This window comes from Ruegeria sp. AM9, from assembly GCF_056540565.1.
The window spans coordinates 43,652-64,712 of the sequence record NZ_JBQFWY010000008.1 but is presented as its reverse complement, the minus strand read 5'-3'; the positions used below and the strand labels follow the sequence as shown (position 1 = coordinate 64,712).

Here is a 21,061-nt window from a genome sequence, read left to right as displayed (position 1 = left end):
GATGAATTTGACGTCTATCGGTGATCTGGCGCGGGGCATGACGCTGAAGGCCCGCTCGACCGAGTTGAAAACGCAGATCGAGACCCTGTCGTATGAAATGTCCACAGGTAAGGTTCAGGATGTCTCCGGGCGCTTGGATGGCGATTACTCGCACCTTCTGGATCTGGATCGCAGCCTGTCACGGCTGGACGCGTATAAGGTATCCACGGCCGAGGCCGGGCTGTTCACCGACGCCATGCAATTGAGCCTGACGACAATTGATACCTCTATCAGCGAATTCACCGCGTCCCTGCTGTCTTTTGGCACCTCGAACCAGGCGGTCAGCCATGAAAACGCATCCGTGCAGGCGCGAAACGAACTGGACACGATCATTTCGGCGCTGAACACGCGGGCCGGTGGGCGCAGCCTGTATTCCGGCACCTCAACGGATGTATCCCCGCTGCCCTCAGCCGACACGCTGTTGACCGCTTTGGAGGCCGAGCTGACCGGGTACAGCACAGTGTCGGACATCCGGCAGGCGGCAGAAGATTGGTTCAACGACCCCGCTGGATTTGACGCGGTGATCTATCAGGGATCAGACGATGCCCTGGCCGCGATGCAGATCTCAGAGAATGAAAGTGTCCGTATCCCCATCACGGCAACGGATCCCGCGATCAAGGATGCGTTGCGCGATATTGCGGTTGCCGCGTTGGTGTCGGACGACGCACTGAACCTGCCGCGCGATCAGCGCACGGCGTTGTTTGCCCAATTGGGCGTCGATCTGGCCAATACCCAGAACGAGGTCGTGAACCTGCGCGCGCAGGTGGGGTCGGCCGAGGCGCGGATCGAACAGGCCGCGACGCGCAACGGTGCGGCGCAAACCAGCCTGGAATACAGCCGGAACAAGCTGATCGCGGCGGACCCGTATGAAACCGCGGCGCAGCTGCAAACCGTCCAATTCCAGTTGGAGAGCCTTTATTCCGTCACCGTTCGCAACGCGAATCTGTCGCTGGTGAATTTCCTGAGATGAAACTTCTTGCTTTTCTGTTGATGCTGCTGCCCGGAATCGCCTCAGCCGGTGCGATCCGTCTGAAGGATCTTGTGGATTTCGACGGGGTGCGCGGGAACGATCTGGTGGGCTATGGCCTCGTCGTCGGGCTGAACGGCACCGGCGACGGGCTGCGCAACTCGCCCTTCACCGAAGAGATCATGTCGAACATCCTCGAACGGCTGGGCGTCAACGTGAACGGAGAGGATTTTCGCCCTAAGAACGTGGCGGCCGTTTTGGTCACCGCCAGCCTGCCGCCCTTTGCCCGCGTGGGCGGGCAGATTGACGTTACGGTGTCGGCCATCGGCGATTCCAAGAGCCTTTTGGGTGGCACCCTGATCATGACTCCGCTGAATGCCGCTGACGGGCAAATCTATGCGGTGGCGCAGGGTACGATTCTGGCCGGTGGCGCCGTGGCCGAGGGCGAGGCTGCCTCGGTCGTACAGGGGGTTCCGACCTCTGGCGTAATCCCGTCGGGTGCGCGGGTGGAACGCGAGATCGACTTTGACCTCTCGACCCTGACGCAAATGCGGCTGGCCCTGCGCGAGCCCGATTTCACCACCGCCAGCCGGATTGAGGTTGCGATCAACACCGAGTTCAACCGGGCGGTGGCGATCATGCGCGATTCCGGCACGGTCGAGCTGAACATCGCGGCAACGCAGGCGATTTCGACAGCGCACGCGTTGGGCCGGATTGAAAACATCCTGGTCGAACCGGAAACCAAGGCCCGTGTGGTCGTGGATCAGCGTTCAGGCACCATCGTCATGGGGCAAGAGGTTCGGATCTCGCGCGTCGCGGTATCACAGGGCAATCTGACTCTGACGGTCGAGGAATCGCCGATCGCAGTCCAGCCCAACCCGTTTGCGCGCGGTGAAACGGTGGTCGTCCCCCGCACCTTCGCCGGCATCGAAGAGGAAGAAGGCACCGGGCTGGCCGAAATTCCCGAGGCCACAACCCTGTCCGAGGTCGTGGCTGGCCTGAATGCCCTTGGAGTGTCACCCCGTGACATGATCGACATTCTGAAAACGATCAAGGCCGCCGGGGCGCTTCATGCCGAGTTCGTTGTCCGCTAACCGATCTGGCCAAAAAGGAATGGCCAGATCAGACTTGTGGCGCCACCGTCACTTTGATTTCCAGCTGTCCAGCCAGCGACGGAATCCGGTGCGCCTTTCCTCGATTGCATCGCCTGCCGCGTAAAAACTGTCTTCGACATTCTCGAGCATCGGGTCGATGCGGCGCTGCCGGAACCTGCGCCAGCGCACCCAGATCGCCCAAATAATGGCGAAAAAGACGGTCAGAAAGAGGATGTTGAACCAAGGAATGATCCGGACATCCGGCCCCTCCACATGTTTGATGGAAACGGCGTTGGGAAAGATCGACATGAATTCATTCCGCCACCCGTAATGCGTCACGACCATCCATTCCGGGTCATCCTTGTCCGAAATCGCATCATTGGCCTCGGTATACAGGTTCGCGGTGTCGAATTTGAAGTAGGGCGGCCAACCCCAGCTTGTGTCCTCATTGCGGTAGACGATCGGCTTGCCATTGGCGCGCACAGCCTGGATGAACTGCACGTCGCGGTTTGACAGGCTGGTCGACTGATCGTCCGGCTCGGACCAGAAAATACGGGTCCAGTCATTCAAATCCTGCCGCTCTTCATAGGTGTTGACGATCCGCACGATGTCGCGCTGCGGCAGAGAATATTGCAGGATCACGGCAATCGCGCCCCAGAAGATGATAATGAACGCCCATTTCAAATAGGCCATGCCGTAACCCTCACATGTAGTTCACGATATAGATCAGCGCGCCAATCGCCACCCAAGGCACAATATAGACACCCAGGATCAGTTTACGCCGGAAAGAATTGTCATAGACGTGCAGGCCACGTTCGACAAACGCGGCCTTGTCGCCGGTTTTGCCCTTTTCGTCCCACCAGGTTTCCAGCTTACGGCGCCGGACACCGCGCGAATAGAACGAGAGCGCGAAAAAGGCGATCGTCTGGATGACGAAAAGGATCAGAAACAGGCGTATCGCTCCGAACATCTCAACCCCTCCTCAACGCGCCCCAGGGCCCGACCCGCGCGATCACCGCCTCGCTGACCTGATCATCGCCGCTCATGTCCGGTTCATGGCCGAACAGTGCGGCGCGGGCGCCTGCCTTGTCCACCTGATACTCGCGCGCGAGGAAGTCGGCAACATAGGCCTTCTTAGCCTCGGGCCAGGTGGAATAAGTGCTGTAGAACAGCTCTTTATGGCAGATGAACATCTGGCGCGGGTCCAGCGGGGCCAGATCGGCCAGCAGCATGTTCACCAGATCGCGGTTGGGCGTATCCGCCGCGCGCAGGGTGTAGAAATAGGCCGGGTGGTCCGAGGTGATGCGCGGCCACGGCCCGCCATCGCTGGCCCAGCGCAGCAGTTGGGCAAGGCCGTGAAAAGCCTCGGGCAGGCGGTCGGCGTGGTTTCGCGCCAGACGGCGCATGTCGCTGCGGTCCAGCCCGGTCAGATTGACGCCCGCATCTGCGGCGGCGTGGACGGTCAGAAAATCCATCTTCTGCTGCAAAACAGCGGCCGAGTTCACGCCGCGTGCCTCGATAATCGTCTCGACCAGATTGTTGTCGTTGAGAAAGGCCGCGATCCGGTGCCTCTGCGTGGGATCAAACACGTGGTCTATCGGCACGTCATCGGGCCGGTCCCCCATGCAGATCGCTGCCGGATAGTCCAGATCGGGGAACAGGTAGAGCCCGCCGAAATGCGCCGTCCAGAAGTTGCGCTGCTCAAACGCCGTGTGGCGCAGGTGGACCGGGTTGCGGGTGACGTCGCCGGTTTCCTTGGCGGTTTCGATCATCTTGGCGATCAGCACATCATCGAACCAGGCGTCCTCTTCGGTCTTGAACCGTTCGACCATACCCGCCAGCTGCTCGGCCTTACGCAGGGTGCCGCCGACCGTGTCCGCCTCAATCTCGATCTTGCGCAGGTTCAGCAGGTCCGCAGGCGTGGTGAGTTTGAAAACCGAGTTCACCAGCTCTCCGGCCACCGCATCGGTGGCGGTCAGGGCGAACAGCTGCGCCTCGTTCATCTCGATGAATTCGCGCAGGATATCGCGCGAGGTCGAGAATTTGACATTCAGCAGAGGCGCGCGTTTTTGCTCGGTCGTCAGCAGGATAAACTGCCGGTTGACCCCGTTGGGGTTGAGGTAGAGCGGGTCGTCCAGCTCAATCCCCACCTCCGGCGAATAGCCCGAGATATCGACATGGAAATCCGAAAGCTGAGTGGTCTTGCCCGCCAGATGCTGCAGCGCGCGGTTATACCGCTCGACCAGAGCCGGGCTGGAGATGTGGACGAGATTGCCGAACATCAGACCTTTTTCGATGAGGCGGATCATGGCTATTGCCTTCCCGCGCAACGGTAGCGATGCGCCCGGCCCGAGGGTGGGTGCGGAACGCGCCCGCCCTGGGGGGCGGGTCGGGCGCGTCGCGGCTGCGCCGCGTTGACCTTTTGACGTTTATGCCAAACGCTCATGACGCCTCTTTCTGCATATGCAATCTTACGACTACTACAATGATTACGCCAATCGAGGCGGTTGAAGAGAACATCGCCATCGGCCAGAGTGGAATGCTCTCGACCGATACAAGACCTAGTGAATTCAAAACAACGAGAATCAGCAAGTTCACCAACGGGACCAACAAGGCTGCCACCAAGCCATGCAGAACCTTTGACTTTCTAACAATTGGTGCCAAAAACCAAATCGCATAGGGCACAACCAACCCTACTGCGGCTGCTACGAACAACGAAGTATAGGTCACCCCTTCCCCTCCAGATACCGCCGCTTGGCCTCTTCCATCCGACCCATCTCGCGCACCGCGTTCTCGATGGCGACCTCGTCGCTCTTGTCGGCATAGCGGAATTCGCTGTCGGCGTAGCGGTTGATCTCCTGCATCACCATGTCCACCGTGATCGGCTGGCGCAGGTCCTCAATCATGGCTTTCTTGGTGTCATAGTCGCGGAACAGGAACAGGTCGGGGTTTTCCATCCACTCGTCGGGCAGTTCGAAATCCATCGCGCGGACCTTGACCGCATCGGTGATGTTCTTGATCGCGCGGCCGGTGAAGCGTTCATCCGCGGCTTGAATCGCCTTGAGGTAGGTGCCCAGCTTGGCGATGGTGTCCATCTGGCCGATATCGCCGGAGACCCGATCATAGACCTGCAGCAGAGCGTCCTCATGCGGGCGGGAGTGGCTTTCGAAACTGGCGGCGACGGCTTTTTTGATTTCCTGCGCGGCATAGGCTTCGTGCTCGCCCAGCGGGATGTCGTGGTTGCGGCCCATCAGCAGGTGCAGGATGTCGATGTAATCCTCGCGCGTCTGCGGCCCGTCCACCAGGAACCGCGCGCCCGCCCGCTGGCGCAGGGCGTCGTCGACATTCTCGGGGTAGTTCGAAAACATGCCAAAGGTGCAGTTGCCACGCACGACGGTGTTGGCGCCGGCAAAGCTCTCCATCAGCACGGCTGTGATTTCCAGTTGTCCGGCCGAGGACTGCCGGTCGCCGCGTTTGCCTGCCAGTTGGTCGATGTCGTCAATGGTGCCGAAGCCGATGACCGAGGGGTCGATGATCGTGTTGATGAAGGCCTTGGCATTCTGGCCGGACTTGCCCTGATAGCTGTCGATATTGTCGGTGCTCAGGTTCTGATAGCGGAACGGGTAGCCCGCGTTCTGGCAGTAATCATTGATCAGCCCGGCCATCATCTGGATCAGAGTGGTCTTGCCGGTGCCCGGTTTGCCGTCGCCCATGAAGGTAAAGATGAACCCGCCGAGTTCCGCGAACGGGTTGAGACGCCGGTCAAAATCATAGGCCATGACCATCTTGGCCAGCTTCATCGCCTGATACTTTGCGATATGGTTGCCCACCACTTCGTTCGGTTTTTTGAACGTCATGGTCAGGGTGGTGGATTTGGCTTTGGAGGCTGGTTCAAACCCCCGGATCGTCAAATCATCGGCCTCAATATGCCACGCAGCGTTCTGAAACGGGGCCAGATGACCTGCGGACTGGGCGCGCAGAGCAGCCTTGTCCACCAGTTGCTCAGCATAGGCGCTGGTGGCGGCGATCAGGTGGGCATCATCGGGGGCGTGTTTGGCCAGCGTCTGGTCCAGTTCCCACAGCGCGCCGTGCAGGGCGAGTTGGCCATTGTCGGTCAGAACCTCTTCGATCTCACCTATGTCCACCGTCGTTTCACCCAGATGCGAAGACATCAGATAGGCCAGTGCATTGCCGAATGTGTGCGATGTGATCAGGGCCTCGGCCGTCAGCAGTTCCGAGAACTCGGACTTTCGGGCGGCAGGCAAATCCCCGGCCAGATTGGCGCGCTTCAGATCGGCCAGCGGCGTCTGCTCAGCATAGGCCTCGGCCACGGCCAGAGCGATGGCAATGGCGCGGCGAACGGCCTGCTGCGTCGTGGCCTGCGGTGGCGAGACCAGCGCATCGCCGTCATCCGACGCCTCGATCCGCTCGACCAGATGCACCCCGTCGGCCCGCGCAGTGCGCCGCGTCACCAATCCCGGCGTCGTGGACCGGAATCGCCGCCCCGTCGACACCCCCGGCGACCGCTCGACCGCCGCCTCAACCACCTTGGCAATCCGCGGCGCATGTTCAAATCCGTTCAGCAAGGCAGTCGCCGCCGGATAGTGTTTGCGAATATCCGCCTCGCGCAATTCCATCTGATCTGACGTCAAACTCATCTCAATAACCGCCCTTGCTTCATCTTTTCAAAAATACTCTCGTCCCGTTGTCCGGCAGGACCCGGAATGGGTCCGTTAGGGGAGGCGAAACTAGTAGCGCAACACCTGCCCGGTCTTGCTAACCACGAATTTGCGCACGTCACCAAAGCCCGGCGGGTTGCGCTCGGCCAGCACCTGAAACGGACGCTGAGGCAGAATGATCGACCTTTGGGTACGCGTGGCCCCGGTCTCGGCCCCCTGCCCGCCGAACGGATCCAAAGCGAACACTTCACGCTCAACTGTCGAGAACCACCCGGCGCGTTCTTCGATCACCTCTTCGCTTTCCAACTCCTCGGTGGTCCAGGCCAAAGCCCAATCCTGCCCCTGCGGAGCCTGCGCGTCCTCCAGCACCTGCCGCAGCGGACCGGATTGCTCGGTATAGGCAGAGGAATACATCGGCCCCACGTGGATGCGGCGCAGATGCTTTGGGTGCAGGTCGTCGAAATCCTGATCGAACCCCTTGGCGATGGTCACCAGTTTCAGCCCGCCCAGAGATTGCGCCATGAGATGCGCCTGCACCTCGGGCCATCGCCGTTGGTCCTTGGGCAAGGCCGTTTTGCCGCTATCCTCCAGCTGCATCAGGTAGATGACCGGCAGGTTGATCTGGCTGTCATAAACCGCCCAATGGATCAGGAACTTGCGCCGGTCGCCCTCATTCCCGACCCAATGACATTCAGGATCATTGCGGGTCCAGAACAGCTGACCTTTCAGCAACTCCTCGTAATAGAGCCTTTGAGACAGCGCGAATTGCAGCTTGGTGGGGATGTCCCGGTCGCCAATGATCGTCCGCACCATGTCGGTTTTCAGATCATCTTCCGAGGGCATATTCGCCAGATGCACCTGCGCCTGCTGCGCGTCATTGGCCATGGTTAGCAATTCAGCCGCCACCGGAAACCCGCTGTCGCGCTTATCCATCGCGAGGCTGCCAAAGAACCGCCCCGTGTCGCGCCCGACCAGAAGGTATTTCATCGAAAGCGCGCGGAAAGTGTAGAGCAGCCCCGAGAGGTAGCGCGACACGATCCGCACCTCTTGTTTGCTGATCGCGCCCTCCGCCTCCATCGTCGCGGCCACGCGCAGGAGGTGGACGGTGATCACCTCGAATTTGCGGAAATAGCGGCGCGAGGCGAAGGTGTCGGTCAGGCCAACATGGTCTTGGGTGGGGTCAGTCATTGGGCATATGTGAGCGACAAATTTTTTGTCCTGCAATCTTCAAGTTGAGCTACAAAAATAAACAGATAGAGCCCAACGATACCGCTCGCAGGCAGCCCCCATTGCAAAAACAACGGAATTCCCAGGAACATACCTGCGAAGGGCAGAGCCCATTCTCTTCTGTACTTTTGCCACAATTTTTTTGTGAGAACTGCTTCTCCAAAGCTAATATGCCGGTCTAGTTCTTCGGCTGGCGCCGCGAAAATCGAGATCAAAAGCTTGCTCGGTAGCAGGGTCCAAATCGCAATTACACTTAACGTTGGAATATCCGCAATCAGTCCAACACCAAATGCAACTGCGAGGGCCACTGTTAGAATTGCCAACACGGCTAGAGAGATGTCTCGTGCGGAGTAACGCACGCTCTCAACCCCCATACAGGTTCTTATCATGCTTCTCGACAATCGAGGCAAAGCGGCGGGCAAAGCGTTCATCCGCCTTGGCCTTTTTCTCCAGCACGTCGCGGGCAAAGACCATGTGGTCCTCATGCGCCTCGAGCATGTCGGCCATCTTCTGATTGGTCGCGGTGCCGATGGCGGCCATCGCGGTTTGCGCCTCTTGATCCGTCTGTACGCCGATCTCGTTGATGCGGTGGGCGACGTCCTGCTGCTGCGCGGTTTTCAGCGATTTGGTCAGGGCGTCATACAGCACCACGCGCTGCTGCGTGTCTGTCTGCAGCTTGTTGATCAGCACCATCTGCGTCGCCGCCTGGTTCTGTAGCGAATCGACCCAGGTCTTGCCCTTTTCGATATAGCGCTCAAGTGTTTGCGACTTGGCCAGCTTGACCTGCTCTTCCTGAACCTTGGCGTTGTATTGCTTGTTCAACTCGGCCAGTTCGGTCTCCAGCTGGGTCCGTGCGGCGGCGTCCTGTTCGACGCTGATCTTGTTCTCCAGCGTGATGATCGCCGGGTCCATGCCTTGAATCTCAGTGCGCAGCGCCTCCAGCTCGGCCACGGTGGCCTCGCGGTCGTCCAGCGTGCCGCTCAGGTTGTCTTCGACCTTCACGCGCTGTTCTTCCAGCACCGACAGCTGCCCTTCCAGCAGTTTCACGATCACATCGGATTTGGCGATCAGGTCCTGCAGCTTGTCGTCGATATTGGCGGTGCGCATGCGTTCCTGCCGCATCGATTCCGATTTGCCGCGTGAGAAGATGCCGACAAACGACTCCCACCCGGTTTTCGAGCGCATCTCGTCGAAATCCTTGGAAAATGCGTTGGTGACATCGTCCAGCCCCATGATCAGCTCGGCGATGTTGGCGTTCATCACCTCGGTATGGGCGTGCACATCCTCAAGCGTGGCGTTTTCGATGTCGATATCCGCCTCGGCCGTGCCGATTTTGGCGCGTGCGGCTTCGATCCGGCTCGTCAGCCCCTCGATCTGCGACTGGCTTTCCCGCACTTTGGTCTGCGTTTCCTGAATCAACGCTTCGAATTGCTGGTTCGACATCTCTGCTATCCCCTTTTTTTCTTTAATTACCCATAAGATAGGGAATGTTACGATGATTTACATCCCCCTGGGTCCAAAATTCATCCAGACTTTGGCAAACTCATCACAAAAAAGATAGCGCCATGATGCCGCCGATTGCGATCTGTTGGACATCCGCAAAGCCGGGTTTTTTTGTCAATTCTGGAATGACCCGCAGGACACAGTGGACATAGGCACTCCAGCCCCACCTGATTAGGTGTCCGTGACCCCTATTCCTGCCGGAGGCCGAGCCATGCTGGACGCAACAACCGACCTGAAATCGATCCTGAAAAACCCCGATCTGCTGGTGACCAAAGCCTATGTCGGCGGCCAAAGGGTGGATGGCGACAACGGCACCTTTGCCGTGACCAACCCTGCCCGCTGATCAGTGATTAGGCCGTGGCCAAAGTGCAGAATCATATCTCCGATGCCACCGAAAAAAGCGCCGTCGTTCTGACCGGCGGTCTGCCGCATGATCTGGACGGCACCTTCTTTCAGCCCACCATCGTCACCGGCGTCAAGCAATCCAGTCTGGGCCGCGAAGGCAGCCATCACGGCATGGAGGATTACCTAGAGATGAAATACATCTGCATGTCGGTCTGATCGCAACCGGCCACCATTCCGGCGGAGACCGCGTTTGTCACAAAACTGAAGCCAAACTGTCACGACACCGCAACGATCCCGGTCCATCCCCCCTCACATCCAACTGAGAGAGGAAATCCACCGATGTCGTCGCGCGCTGTCTGCCTGACATCTGCCCTTGCCCTGACCGCCGGTCAGGCCGTGGCAGAGATGAATTTCAACCGAATTGCGTCTTTTCCTGTCGTCAAGAACATGGCCGAGGGGGCGGATACAAACCGCGAAACCTCGCCCGAGATCATCGCGGCCACCGCAGATGGCATGACGCTGGTTTACACCGACAGCCCGCTGGGCGCGATCGGGATGATCGACATCACCAACCCTGCAAACCCGGCGCCCTTGGGTGCAATGGCCGTAGGCGGAGAGCCGACCTCCGTGGGGATTGTCGGCGCGACGGCTTTTGTCGGTGTGAACACCTCCGATAGTTACACCGCCCCGTCGGGCAAGCTGATCTCGGTCGATATTGCGGGCAAGGCGGAAACCGGTGCTTGCGATCTGGGCGGTCAGCCCGACAGCGTCGCCATCGCCCCCGATGGTAGCTTTGTCGCCGTCGCGATCGAAAACGAACGCGACGAAGACCTGAATGACGGCGTGATCCCGCAGCTGCCTGCCGGGTCGCTAGCGCTGGTACCGCTGAAAGACGGCGCGCTGGATTGTGCGGGCATGAAGATGGCTGCGCTGACCGGTCTGGCCAAGGTTGCGCCGACCGATCCTGAACCGGAATTTGTGGACATCAACGGCCTGGGCGAAACCGTCGTCACCTTGCAGGAAAACAACCACATCGCCGTTGTCGATAAGAACGGCACCGTGATCAGCCATTTCTCGGCCGGAAGCGTTGATCTGGAAGGCATCGACGCCACCGATGAGCGCGGCGCGCTGATCTTCACCGAAAGCCAGCCGGGCCGCCTGCGCGAGCCTGATGCGGTGAAATGGATCGACGACAATCACTTCGCCACAGCCAACGAAGGCGACTACCAGGGCGGTTCGCGCGGTTGGACGATCTTCCACAAGGACGGGACGGTTGTTTACGAAAACGGCACGGAGTTCGAGAAAGCCATCATCCAGATCGGCCACTATCCGGACAAACGCTCGGACAGCAAAGGGGTTGAGCCCGAAAGCGTGACCGCAGCGACCTTTGGCGGCACACCGATGATTTTTGTGGGCGCCGAGCGCGCCTCGGTCGTGGGGGTCTATGACGCCACCGATCCGGCTAACCCGGTTCTGAAACAGCTGCTGCCCTCGGGCGTTGGCCCGGAAGGTTACGTTGCGATCCCGGAACGTAACCTGCTGATCTCGGCCAATGAAAAAGACCTGATCGAAGATGGCGGCCCGCGCGCGCATGTTTCAGTCTTCGAGTATCAGGACGCCCCCGCCGCTTACCCGCATCTGACCTCGGAGGGCGCGGATGAACTGATCGGCTGGGGCGCTCTGTCCGGTCTGGTCGCAGGTGAGGACGGCATGATCTACGCGGTCAACGACAGCTTCTACGGCTTCCAGCCCTCGATCTTCAAGATCGACCCCAGCCAGCAGCCTGCCCGCATCGTGGATGTGATCCGCATTCACCGTCAAGACGGCAACCCGGCGCAGAAGCTGGATCTTGAGGGCATCACGCTGGACGGCAACGGCGGTTTTTATGTCGCCTCCGAAGGCCGCACCGACCGCGTCATCCCGCACGCGATCTACCATGTCTCAGCCGATGGTCTGATCAAAGACCGCAAGGGAGAAATCGGCCTGCCGCCGGAACTGATGGCGGTCGAAAAACGCTTTGGCTTTGAGGGCGTCACCAAGGTGGGCGACACCCTGTGGATGGCGGTGCAGCGCGAATGGAAGGACGACCCGGAAAACCACGTGAAACTGGTGGCCTATAATCTGGACACCAAGGAATGGGGTGCCGTGCACTATCCCAAGGCGGACCCGGAAACCGGTTGGGTCGGCCTGTCGGAAATCGTGGCCTTCGGCGATCATGTCTACGTCATCGAACGCGACAACCAGCATGACCACCGTGCGGTGACCAAGAAGATCTACCGCATCCCGCTGTCCGAGATGACTCCAGCCGCACTGGGTGGTCCGCTGCCCGTGGTCAGCAAGCAAGAGGTCCGCGACCTACTGCCCGACCTGACCACGACCGGAGGCTATGTCCTGGACAAGATCGAAGGTCTGGCCATCCTGCCCTCGGGCGAGGCGTTCGTGATGACCGACAATGACGGCGTCGACGATGCCTCGGGCGAGACGATGTTCTGGTCGATCGGGTCGGTGACGGCCGGGAATTGAATTTCGGTCCTTTGAGCGAAAAACCCCGCGTACGAACTACGCGGGGTTTTGTTGGTTGCAAAACGGTTTCCGGTTCGGGCAAAAATCGACCTTGAACTCTGGGACTACAACGTTTTTAGTCATCTCTAAAGCATTGGAAACGGGGTAAAATAATGCGTTCTCTTTTTCTTTTTGGCTGCCTTGCACTGGCCGCATGCAACACCACATCCGCTCCGACTTCTCCTGAACCAAAACCAGTAGATGCCGCTTCACCGCCAGCCGCCGTCAAAACACGGGCGATTGCCTTCAGCGCAGAGGACACCGGAGTACAGATCACAGCAAACTGTACGGTGCGCGGGTCCGATTTTGACAGATCCTTTGCGACACCGGCAAAGGTGGATATCCCCGTCGACTCGTCCGGTCGGGCTCTGATCACATATGTCAGCTGCGAAGCAGGCGGGCAGCGCACCGAGGCAAATGATATTCCCGGACCTGAAACAAAAACCGTCACCGCCCGATTTGGCGGGTCGGGTCTTTTTGGAAGCAAGGCGTTGCTGTTTGGCCCAAGCGGAAATCTGGTGCAGTACTTTGTTCGCGACGTAGATGAAGGTGTAATTCGAGTAGGTCGCGCGCCTGAGCCATAAGGTCAGGTGAATTTCTCTACTAAATTTGAAATTTGAGCTTTGTTACCCAAAGCGAACATACATCTAAATAAAAACAACGCCCCGCGCCTGGAGGTGCGCGGGGCGTGCAGTCTGCGACAGTCCAGAGAGGCGGGACTGTCGCTTTGGGGTCAACGGCCTCAGTTCACGGCTTTGGCGTCGACCACGTCCTTTTCGATGGCCTTGGCCGAAGAAATCTCGATCCGGCGCGGTTTCAGGGCCTCGGGCACTTCGCGCTTCAGGTCGATGTTCAGCATGCCGTTTTCATGGCTCGCGCCGGTGACGCGCACGTGATCGGCCAGGGCAAAACGGCGCTCGAACGCGCGGGTGGCGATGCCACGGTGCAGGTAGCTGCGATCTTTGTCCTCGGCGGCTTTCTTGCCGGCAACGATCAGCGCGTTTTCCTTCACTTCGACCGACAGGTCCTGTTCGGAAAAACCGGCGACAGCGACCGAGATGCGATAGGTATCGACATCGGTTTTTTCTATGTTGTAAGGCGGATAGCTGGGCTGAGCCACGTCATTGGTCAGGACGCGATCCATCATGTCGGCGATCTGGTCGAACCCAATGGTGGCGCGGTGCAGCGGTGCAAAATCAAAAGTACGCATATGTCATATCCTCATGTCTGAGCGATCTGTGTTTTGCCCTCCGTTCGGACGGGCGGTTCAGTCTGCCGGGCCCCGTTTGCGGCGACCCGGTACAAATCACATGGGGAGCATTTTGACCGAGTTCAAGACCCGCCGGACGAGATGAATTTAGCACCGGAATTTGACTTACCCGACCCCACCTGCAACCGCCGGATCGCGGCCTTGGGTTTGGGTGCATCGCGGCGCAGATCGGACTTGAGTTCCGAAATGATTCCAGCCAGTTCCATCCCGAAACCGACCTTTTGCCGCCCGTCGGTTCCGACCGCGGAAACAACCGACAGAATCTGCCAGCGGGGGCCGTTCCGGGCCAGCAGCGCCGACCCGGACGACCCAAAGGTGATGTCACAGTTGAAGGTGATCAGCCCCTGCCGTCTTTGCAGAATGTTGCAAGACCGTTCGCGGGTGATCGCCTCGGACCGGCCGCGCCCGTATGAGGCCAGACTGACCTCTTTTCCCGCCACGCCGCCGTTGAACAGCACAAAGGGATCGGCCACGGAATAGGGAATGGGCTGTTCCAGCCGCATCAGGGCAACATCTGCCCGCACGGACGCGGCCGAAAGCTCGGGGTGGTTAAGGTAATCCGGATGCACCGCGATCTGAACAACGTCGCGGTCGGCCAGCGACTTACCATAGCTCAGACCGGCCCGGAACGTCACCTCGCCCGGGGTATAGGTCTTGCCCGTCTTCTTGTCGATCGCGCAATGGGCAGCGGTCAGAACCAGATCCTGCGCAATCAGCGTACCCGTGCAAAATCCGCGCGTGCCAAAGTCCAGACGGCCAATGGCTTCCCAGCCGAACAGGTCCTCGCGGTCGGTCAGCTCGCGCTTGCTGCTTTGGGCATGGGACGCGGTGGCTAGGACCGACAAGCCCAGCAGGGCGCTCAGAAGAAATCGTGTCACGGTTTGATGAACCTCGCGCCAATATTCCTGTTGCGCGCTCCATTGGGTGTATCGGCCAGAAATCCGCGACCGGCCGACAGTTCGGCCTGCAACAGAGGCAATGACCCCTCGACCGCTGTGCCGACCGAGACCCGCTGACCGTTGAATTCCGCCTTGGCGGCCACCACCGACACGATGCGCGGGCGGTCGCCGTCAAAGGAAAACACCGGCGCGCCGGACGATCCGAACTCGACATCGCAGGACATCACCAGCACATCGGACCGGCGGGTCATGACCGAGCAGACCTCTTGCAGCGAGGGTGCCTCGGCCCGGTCCCGCGCATAGGACACCACGCCCACCTCGGCGCCCCGGTGCGGCCGGTCGCCGGTTTCAAAGGGAATCACGGTGGTATTGCGGATGGGTTGCCACAGCTCGATCAGGGCGATGTCATTGGCCAGCCGCGCCGTCGGGGTTTCACGGCTATAGCGGTAGTCCGGGTGAATCACCGCCTGCCGCGCCGCCCGGTAAGCCGAGGCCCGGCCCAGACGCCACGCGGCCAGAAACTCGACCTCGGACAGATCGATCCGCCGGCCCGTCGCCTTGTCGAACAGGCAATGGGCGGCGGTCAGGACCAAAGTCGGCGAGATCAGCGTGCCGGTACAGAACCCCGCACCGTTGATGTCCAGACGGCCCACAGCCATCCACGCCCGCCCGGCATCGGTGGTGTCCAGGCTTTTCAGCCCGCTGTCCTGCGCCATGGCGGCCATCGGCATCAATGCCAGCGCGAATGCCCTGATCCAGTTTCGCAAGCGGTTCTCCGGCGTTGCTGTTGGCTTACCTTCCTACGGCCCTGGTGGGGCGAAAATAGGGCAGTTGCGTCGCATACGCTTTCCCCCGGAACCTGATGCACCGCTGCATCATCCGCGCTTATCTGAGGATCGGAACCTCGGGCGTCTGACCGGTTTGCAGGCCCCTTGGCTTGGGACCGCCGGTCGCCCAGTCCAACAGTTCGACCGTGTGCAGAACGGGCACATCCGTGCCTGATCCGATCTGCATCATGCAGCCGATATTGCCCGCAGCGATCACATCGGGGTTCTTCGCCTCAAGCGTTCTGACCTTGCGCTGTTTCAACTGGCCCGAGATTTCAGGCTGCATCAGGTTATACGTTCCCGCGCTGCCACAGCACAGATGGCTGTCAACAGGCTCTAACACGACGAAACCTGCCCGTTTCAGCAGGTTCTTGGGGTGGGATTTGATCTTTTGCCCGTGCTGCAGGGAACAGGCCGCGTGGTAGGCGACGATCAAGCCCTTGTCGGTGCCTTCGGGCAGGTCCAATTGCACCAGCAGCTCGCTGATATCCATCGCAATGCCCGACACCCGCGCCGCATCTTCGGCCAGTGGATCGTTACGGAACATGTGGCCGTAATCCTTGACGGTGGTGCCACAGCCCGAGGTGTTGATGACGATGGCGTCCAGACCTTCGCCATTCATCTCGGTTGTCCAAGCTCTGATATTGGCCTCCGCCGCTTTATGGCTATCCTGCACCTTGCCCATGTGATGAGTCAGCGCACCACAGCACCCGGCACCTTCGGCCACCACGACCTCACACCCCAACCGCGTCAGCAGGCGGATCGTTGCGTCGTTGATATCGGTGTTCAGCGCCTTTTGCGCGCATCCCGTCATCAGCGCCACCCGTTTGATACGCGGCCCCTTGGGCGCAAAACTCTGCGGGTCGTCATTGCGACTGACCGGAGGGATGTGTTTCGGCGCCATGTCCAGCATCGCCCGCAGCCGGGCGTCGGGCATCAGGAACCGGAACGGCCGGCCCAGCTTGGCCCCGATCAGCGCCCAGCGGAACCGCATCGGATAGGGCAGAATCTGCGCCAGCACCCAGCGCAGCGCGCGATCGGTGAAAGGGCGTTTGTAATTGGCCTCGATATATTCCCGTGCGTGGTCGACCAGATGCATGTAGTGCACACCCGAAGGGCAGGTCGTCATGCAGGCCAGACAGGACAAGCAGCGGTCGATGTGCTTGACGGTCTTTTCGTCCGGCACACGCTGGTTTTCCAGCATGTCCTTGATCAGGTAGATGCGCCCGCGCGGGCTGTCGAGCTCATCCCCCAGCACCTGATAGGTCGGACAGGTGGCCGTGCAGAACCCGCAATGCACGCAGCTGCGCAGGATCTCGTTCGAGCGCTGGATCGCGGGATCTTGCAGTTGTTTTTCGGTGAACGTCGTCTGCATCCGCCTACCCCATCAGCCCCGGATTAAAGACACCGCGTGGATCAAAACGCGCCCTCAAACCCTGTGTTAGAGCCTGAATATCAGCAGGTTCAGGCTGAAACTGGCCCAGCGCGCCAGCGGTCTCGGCATCTGCGCGCACCAGCGTCGCATGGCCGCTGAACCCGCCCAGCCGTGCGCGCAGGTCACTGCCTTTGGGCGCACGCGCCCAGATCAGGCCTCCGCCCCAATCCAGCAGGGTTTGATCCGCCTCAAGCCGAGTCACGATATCGGGCGCATCGGTTGGTTTGACCGACATCCGCCAGACGTCGCCCTCGCGCCCGTGAAACGGCCCGACATCGCGCAGATTTCGCCATAGATCGGCAGCGTCCGAGGCCTCGGTGATCTCACCGAATACCGACAGCGTGGAATTCAAGCGTTCTGTCCGGTAGGTCACCGAATCCGAAAACCCCTCAACCCGCAACAGCGCCTGTCCGTCTTGCGGGTCGTAGGCGGCCCCACTGACCTCGAACGGGGATTTCAACGCCGCAGACAGGACCTGAACCGCATCGCCGGCATTCGCGACATGCACGGCAAGGGTCGCAACGGCCTCGGGCTTGGGCAGCACCTTCAGCGACACCTCAGTCAGAATCCCAAGCGTGCCCCACGACCCTGCCATCAGCTTGACCAGATCGTAGCCGGTCACGTTCTTCATCACCCGACCGCCATTCTTGATCACCTGCCCCATGCCATCGACATAGCGGACGCCCAACAGGAAATCGCGGCAGGCCCCGGCCTGAATGCGGCGCGGACCCGAGATATTGGCGGCCACCACACCGCCAATGGTCGGCGCCCCATTGGTGTCCAGCAGCCCGCGATGATCCATCGGCTCAAACGCCAGCTGCTGCCCTTCCGCCTCTAGGGCGGCCTCAATCTCGGCCACGGGCGTGCCTGCCTTGGCCACAAGGGTCAGCGCACCCGGCTCATAGAGGGTAATCCCGCTCAGCCCCGAGGTCTCAAGCGTGGCCTCCGGCCCACCAACCCCACGCGTGCCACCGCCGACAATTCGCACCGGTTCCGTCAGCCCGGCCACCATCTCGGCCAGTTCGGCCTCTGTCTCAGCTCTCATATCTCTTCATCTTTTTAAAAATACTCCGGGGGAGACGCGCAGCGCGCGTCGGGGGCAGCGCCCCTCACTCCGCAGCCATCCGCCGCGCATCGGATACCTCCAGCGGAAACACCTTGGCGGGGTTCAGCAGCCATTTGGGATCGAACACATCCTTGACGGCCATCTGCGCCTCAAGGTCCGCAGGCGCATATTGATGGGACATCAGGTCCCGTTTTTCGATGCCCACGCCGTGCTCACCGGTCAGGCAACCGCCCACATCGACACAGAGCTTCAAGATATCGGCGCCAAACGCCTCGCATTTCTCCAGATCGCCGGGTTTGTTCGCATCGAACAGGATCAGCGGGTGCATATTACCGTCGCCGGCATGGAATACGTTACCTACGGGCAGGCCGTATTCCGCGCTCAACTCTCCAATTCGACGCAGGACTTCAGGCAGCGAAGACACCGGGATCGTTCCGTCCAGGCACATGTAATCATTCATCTGACCCATCGCACCAAACGCCGATTTGCGCCCCAGCCAGATCTTAGCGCTTTCCTCGGCCGACTGGCTTTCGCGCAACTCCACCGGATTATGGCGCCTGGCGATCTCGATGATTTTCGACAGTTGATCGTCGATCTCGGCTTCCGACCCTTCGACTTCGACAATCAACAGCGCGTGGCAATCCGGATAGCCCGCATGGGCAAAGTTCTCGCAAGCCCTAATGCAGAGCGTGTCCATGAACTCAATCGCAACCGGCAGGATGCCGGACTTGATGATGTCGGACACGCATTGCCCCGCGACCTCGTTGTCATCGAAGCCCATCAGCACCGGCCGCGCCCCCTCGGGCTTGCGCAGGATGCGCAGCGTCGCCTCGGTCACCACACCCAACTGCCCTTCGGACCCACAGATGACGCCCAGCAGGTCCAGCCCGCTCGCGTCCAGATATGCGCCGCCGATCTCGACCACGCTACCGTCCATCATCACCATTTTCACGCCCAGCAGGTTGTTGGTGGTCACGCCGTATTTCAGGCAATGCGCCCCACCCGAGTTCATCGCGATATTCCCTGCAATCGCGCAGGCCAGTTGCGAGGACGGGTCGGGCGCGTAGAAAAAATCCCCTTCTTCCACCGCGCCGGTCACGCTCAGGTTGGTGCGGCCGGTCTGAACGCGGATAAAGCGGTTGTCATAGTCGGTCTCCAGCACCTCATTCATGCGGGCAACGCCCAGAATGACACAATCCGCGGTGGGCAGCGCCCCGCCCGCCAACGATGTGCCCGAGCCGCGCGGCACCACCGGCACGCCCTCGTCATGGCAGATGCGCAGCACGTCCGAGACCTCTTGCGTAGTCGACGGCAACACCGCCAGCATCGGCGGGCAGCGATAGGCGGTCAGCGCGTCACATTCATAGGCGCGGGTCTCAGCCGGGTCATGAATCACCGCGTCCGCAGGCAGCACCTGCAACAGCCGCGACAGCACCGCCTGCTTGCGCGCCAGGATTTCGGGGTTTGGCCGGGGCATTTCCATCGCTGATCCTCCGTTTGGTAAAATAATATTACCAATTTACTCGTCTGGCAAGTTCCGATCTCTGGCCCTACTGTCGCCGCCATGACCTGGATCGACCGCGCCCTTTTGTTCTCAACACTGGATTATGCCGCCGTGCTGCTCTTGCTGGGCACGTGGCAATGGATCGGCTGGCGGATCGAGCATCCCGCGCCAAACCGGCAATCGGTCGCGATGATGATGGACGACTTCCGGCGCAGCTGGATGCACGAGATGGTCACGCGGCAGCCCCGGATGTTTGACGCGCAGGTCGTGGCGGCGATGCGGCAGGGCAGCACTTTCTTTGCGTCAACCACGATGATCGCCATCGGGGGTGGGCTGGCGCTGTTGGGAAATACCGAACGGCTGGCCGGGGTCGCCAGCGATCTCGCCATCGGCAGCGCCCCGGCGCTGGTGTGGGAGATCAAGATTCTCGTGGTGATCCTGTTTCTGGCCAACGCGTTCCTGAAATATGTCTGGGCGCATCGGCTGTTTGGTTATTGCGCGGTGCTGATGGCTGCAGTCCCGAACGACCCCGAAGACCCGCGAGCCTATCCCCGTGCCGCGCAAGCGGCCGAGATTTGCGTCACCGCTGCGCGCAGTTTCAATCGCGGCCTGCGTGTCACCTATTTTGCGCTGGCTTCGTTGGCGTGGATTTTGGGCCCGCTCGCCCTGATACTCGGCACGGTCATCACTCTGGGCGTTTTGTACCGGCGCGAATTCGCATCCCATTCCCGGTCGGTGCTGTTGACCCTGCCACCCAACACAGAGTCGTGATGACGCCGCCGCGCATCGCCCCGTATGGTCACCTAATGCGACATCTGATTCTCAGCGCCGTTCTGGCCGCACCCGCCTTTGCCGATCCCGCCGTGATCGAGACTGTCTCGGCCCGTCAGAGCGGCGATACATGGCGATTCGACGTAACGATCCGCCATCCGGATACCGGCTGGGATCATTACGCCGACGGGTGGCGCGTATTGGACATGGACGGCAATGAGCTGGGGATGCGCGTGCTGCACCATCCGCATGAGACCGAGCAGCCCTTTACCCGCTCACTCAGTGGTGTCGTGATCCCCGAGGGTGCTACGCAAGTGCAGGTTCAGGCGCGGTGCAATGTGGATGGCTGGAACGACGGCACCACGGTAGTCGATCTGAACTGAGGCTCAGAACACGCCCAGGCTCAGACCTGCAGCTAGGGCGGCGCCGATTTCGCGGCATTTTTCCAGCTGATCGTCGGGGATGGTCTTTTCTGCCAAGATCGCCTCGGGCGTCTGCGCGTTGGTGCAGATGATCAGCGGTGGCTGCACCTCTTTCAGGCGCCAGCCGGTGGCAATCCGGGCCATCTGGCGGGCTGCGTTTTCACCGTCTGACCCGGCGCAGACCATCTGCGCATAGGGGCGCCCTTCGATCTGACCCAGCACCGGATAGTAGCTGCGGTCAAAAAACTCCTTCATCAGACCCGAAATTGCAGCCAGATTCTCGGGCGCGCAGAAGATATAGCCGTCAGCGCGCAGCAGATCGTCCGGCCCGGCCTGATCGGCGGGTTTCAGAATAGTCTCGGCTTCATCGCGTGCGGCCTCAGCCGCTGTTTCGGCCATCTGCCGGGCTCCGCCGGTGCGGGAATGGTAAACGATCAGAAGCTGCGCCATG

Annotated in this window: 22 protein-coding genes and 1 pseudogene; 8 read left to right on the top strand and 15 right to left on the bottom strand. The window is 60.5% G+C overall.

Features of this window, described 5'->3' with window-relative positions; all coding sequences use genetic code 11:
- The first annotated feature begins 1 nt into the window (after nt 1).
- Nucleotides 2–1,009, top strand: a complete 1,008-nt coding sequence (locus tag ACR0DO_RS14125) for a flagellin (RefSeq protein ID WP_480559630.1) — start codon at nt 2–4, stop codon at nt 1,007–1,009.
- Nucleotides 1,006–2,100: a flagellar basal body P-ring protein FlgI gene (locus tag ACR0DO_RS14120; RefSeq protein ID WP_480559628.1), complete on the top strand. Its 1,095-nt coding sequence runs from the start codon at nt 1,006–1,008 to the stop codon at nt 2,098–2,100. The genes ACR0DO_RS14125 and ACR0DO_RS14120 overlap by 4 nt, the downstream gene beginning before the upstream one ends.
- 48 nt (nt 2,101–2,148) lie before the next feature.
- Here the strand turns inward: ACR0DO_RS14120 and ACR0DO_RS14115 are convergent, their stop codons facing one another.
- The 8 genes from ACR0DO_RS14115 to ACR0DO_RS14080 all read right to left on the bottom strand — a co-directional run bounded on the left by ACR0DO_RS14115 (nt 2,149) and on the right by ACR0DO_RS14080 (nt 9,449).
- The gene (locus ACR0DO_RS14115) at nt 2,149–2,793 is read right to left on the bottom strand and encodes a DUF1523 family protein (protein WP_480559626.1); all 645 of its coding nucleotides are present in this window, start codon (nt 2,791–2,793) and stop codon (nt 2,149–2,151) included.
- A 10-nt stretch (nt 2,794–2,803) separates the two neighbouring features.
- On the bottom strand, nt 2,804–3,070 hold the full coding sequence (locus tag ACR0DO_RS14110) for a hypothetical protein (protein WP_170447404.1): 267 nt from the start codon (nt 3,068–3,070) through the stop codon (nt 2,804–2,806).
- Nucleotide 3,071: 1 nt separating this feature from the next.
- Nucleotides 3,072–4,409, bottom strand: coding sequence for a DUF6638 family protein (locus ACR0DO_RS14105; protein ID WP_480559624.1), 1,338 nt, complete (start codon nt 4,407–4,409; stop codon nt 3,072–3,074).
- A 133-nt stretch (nt 4,410–4,542) separates the two neighbouring features.
- Nucleotides 4,543–4,830 carry a hypothetical protein gene (locus ACR0DO_RS14100; protein WP_480559622.1) on the bottom strand — a complete coding sequence of 96 codons (288 nt, stop codon included), beginning with the start codon at nt 4,828–4,830 and terminating at the stop codon, nt 4,543–4,545.
- Nucleotides 4,827–6,758, bottom strand: coding sequence for an AAA family ATPase (locus tag ACR0DO_RS14095; RefSeq protein ID WP_480559620.1), 1,932 nt, complete (start codon nt 6,756–6,758; stop codon nt 4,827–4,829). Before ACR0DO_RS14095 ends, ACR0DO_RS14100 begins: the two co-directional genes overlap by 4 nt.
- Nucleotides 6,759–6,848: 90 nt before the next feature.
- The gene (locus ACR0DO_RS14090; protein WP_480559618.1) at nt 6,849–7,967 is read right to left on the bottom strand and encodes a hypothetical protein; all 1,119 of its coding nucleotides are present in this window, start codon (nt 7,965–7,967) and stop codon (nt 6,849–6,851) included.
- Nucleotides 7,964–8,380, bottom strand: coding sequence for a hypothetical protein (locus ACR0DO_RS14085; protein WP_480559616.1), 417 nt, complete (start codon nt 8,378–8,380; stop codon nt 7,964–7,966). The genes ACR0DO_RS14090 and ACR0DO_RS14085 overlap by 4 nt, the downstream gene beginning before the upstream one ends.
- A complete protein-coding gene (locus tag ACR0DO_RS14080; RefSeq protein WP_480559614.1) occupies nt 8,370–9,449 on the bottom strand; it encodes a hypothetical protein in 1,080 nt (359 codons plus the stop codon). Before ACR0DO_RS14080 ends, ACR0DO_RS14085 begins: the two co-directional genes overlap by 11 nt.
- A gap of 271 nt (nt 9,450–9,720) precedes the next feature.
- On the opposite strand from ACR0DO_RS14080, the gene ACR0DO_RS14075 reads away from it, so the two are divergent.
- From ACR0DO_RS14075 to ACR0DO_RS14060, 4 genes and pseudogenes are all read left to right on the top strand, one after another.
- A complete protein-coding gene (locus ACR0DO_RS14075) occupies nt 9,721–9,852 on the top strand; it encodes a hypothetical protein (protein ID WP_480559775.1) in 132 nt (43 codons plus the stop codon).
- An 11-nt stretch (nt 9,853–9,863) separates the two neighbouring features.
- Nucleotides 9,864–10,070, top strand: a pseudogene (locus tag ACR0DO_RS14070) (aldehyde dehydrogenase family protein); the annotation flags it as partial.
- A gap of 123 nt (nt 10,071–10,193) precedes the next feature.
- Nucleotides 10,194–12,377, top strand: coding sequence for an esterase-like activity of phytase family protein (locus ACR0DO_RS14065; RefSeq protein ID WP_480559612.1), 2,184 nt, complete (start codon nt 10,194–10,196; stop codon nt 12,375–12,377).
- A 152-nt stretch (nt 12,378–12,529) separates the two neighbouring features.
- Nucleotides 12,530–13,000: a hypothetical protein gene (locus ACR0DO_RS14060; protein WP_480559610.1), complete on the top strand. Its 471-nt coding sequence runs from the start codon at nt 12,530–12,532 to the stop codon at nt 12,998–13,000.
- A 158-nt stretch (nt 13,001–13,158) separates the two neighbouring features.
- Here ACR0DO_RS14060 and ACR0DO_RS14055 read toward each other — a convergent pair whose 3' ends face one another.
- The 6 genes from ACR0DO_RS14055 to ACR0DO_RS14030 form a co-directional block, all read right to left on the bottom strand.
- A complete protein-coding gene (locus tag ACR0DO_RS14055; RefSeq protein ID WP_480559608.1) occupies nt 13,159–13,626 on the bottom strand; it encodes an Hsp20 family protein in 468 nt (155 codons plus the stop codon).
- Nucleotides 13,627–13,748: 122 nt separating this feature from the next.
- A complete protein-coding gene (locus tag ACR0DO_RS14050; protein ID WP_480559606.1) occupies nt 13,749–14,564 on the bottom strand; it encodes a trypsin-like serine peptidase in 816 nt (271 codons plus the stop codon).
- The gene (locus ACR0DO_RS14045) at nt 14,561–15,352 is read right to left on the bottom strand and encodes a trypsin-like serine peptidase (protein ID WP_480559604.1); all 792 of its coding nucleotides are present in this window, start codon (nt 15,350–15,352) and stop codon (nt 14,561–14,563) included. Before ACR0DO_RS14045 ends, ACR0DO_RS14050 begins: the two co-directional genes overlap by 4 nt.
- A gap of 118 nt (nt 15,353–15,470) precedes the next feature.
- On the bottom strand, nt 15,471–16,787 hold the full coding sequence (gene glcF, locus ACR0DO_RS14040; RefSeq protein ID WP_480559602.1) for a glycolate oxidase subunit GlcF: 1,317 nt from the start codon (nt 16,785–16,787) through the stop codon (nt 15,471–15,473).
- Between the two features lie 4 nt (nt 16,788–16,791).
- Nucleotides 16,792–17,892: a glycolate oxidase subunit GlcE gene (gene glcE, locus ACR0DO_RS14035; protein WP_480559600.1), complete on the bottom strand. Its 1,101-nt coding sequence runs from the start codon at nt 17,890–17,892 to the stop codon at nt 16,792–16,794.
- A gap of 64 nt (nt 17,893–17,956) precedes the next feature.
- Nucleotides 17,957–19,396, bottom strand: a complete 1,440-nt coding sequence (locus ACR0DO_RS14030; RefSeq protein ID WP_480559598.1) for an FAD-linked oxidase C-terminal domain-containing protein — start codon at nt 19,394–19,396, stop codon at nt 17,957–17,959.
- An 81-nt stretch (nt 19,397–19,477) separates the two neighbouring features.
- Here ACR0DO_RS14030 and ACR0DO_RS14025 point away from each other — a divergent pair, with 81 nt between their 5' ends.
- Both ACR0DO_RS14025 and ACR0DO_RS14020 read left to right on the top strand, forming a co-directional pair.
- Nucleotides 19,478–20,188 (top strand): DUF599 domain-containing protein, encoded by a 711-nt coding sequence (locus ACR0DO_RS14025; protein ID WP_480559596.1) that lies wholly within the window; start codon nt 19,478–19,480, stop codon nt 20,186–20,188.
- 35 nt (nt 20,189–20,223) lie between these two features.
- Nucleotides 20,224–20,571, top strand: coding sequence for a hypothetical protein (locus tag ACR0DO_RS14020; protein ID WP_480559594.1), 348 nt, complete (start codon nt 20,224–20,226; stop codon nt 20,569–20,571).
- Between the two features lie 3 nt (nt 20,572–20,574).
- Here the strand turns inward: ACR0DO_RS14020 and ACR0DO_RS14015 are convergent, their stop codons facing one another.
- Nucleotides 20,575–21,060 (bottom strand): flavodoxin family protein, encoded by a 486-nt coding sequence (locus ACR0DO_RS14015; RefSeq protein WP_480559592.1) that lies wholly within the window; start codon nt 21,058–21,060, stop codon nt 20,575–20,577.
- Between the last annotated feature and the right edge of the window lies 1 nt (nt 21,061).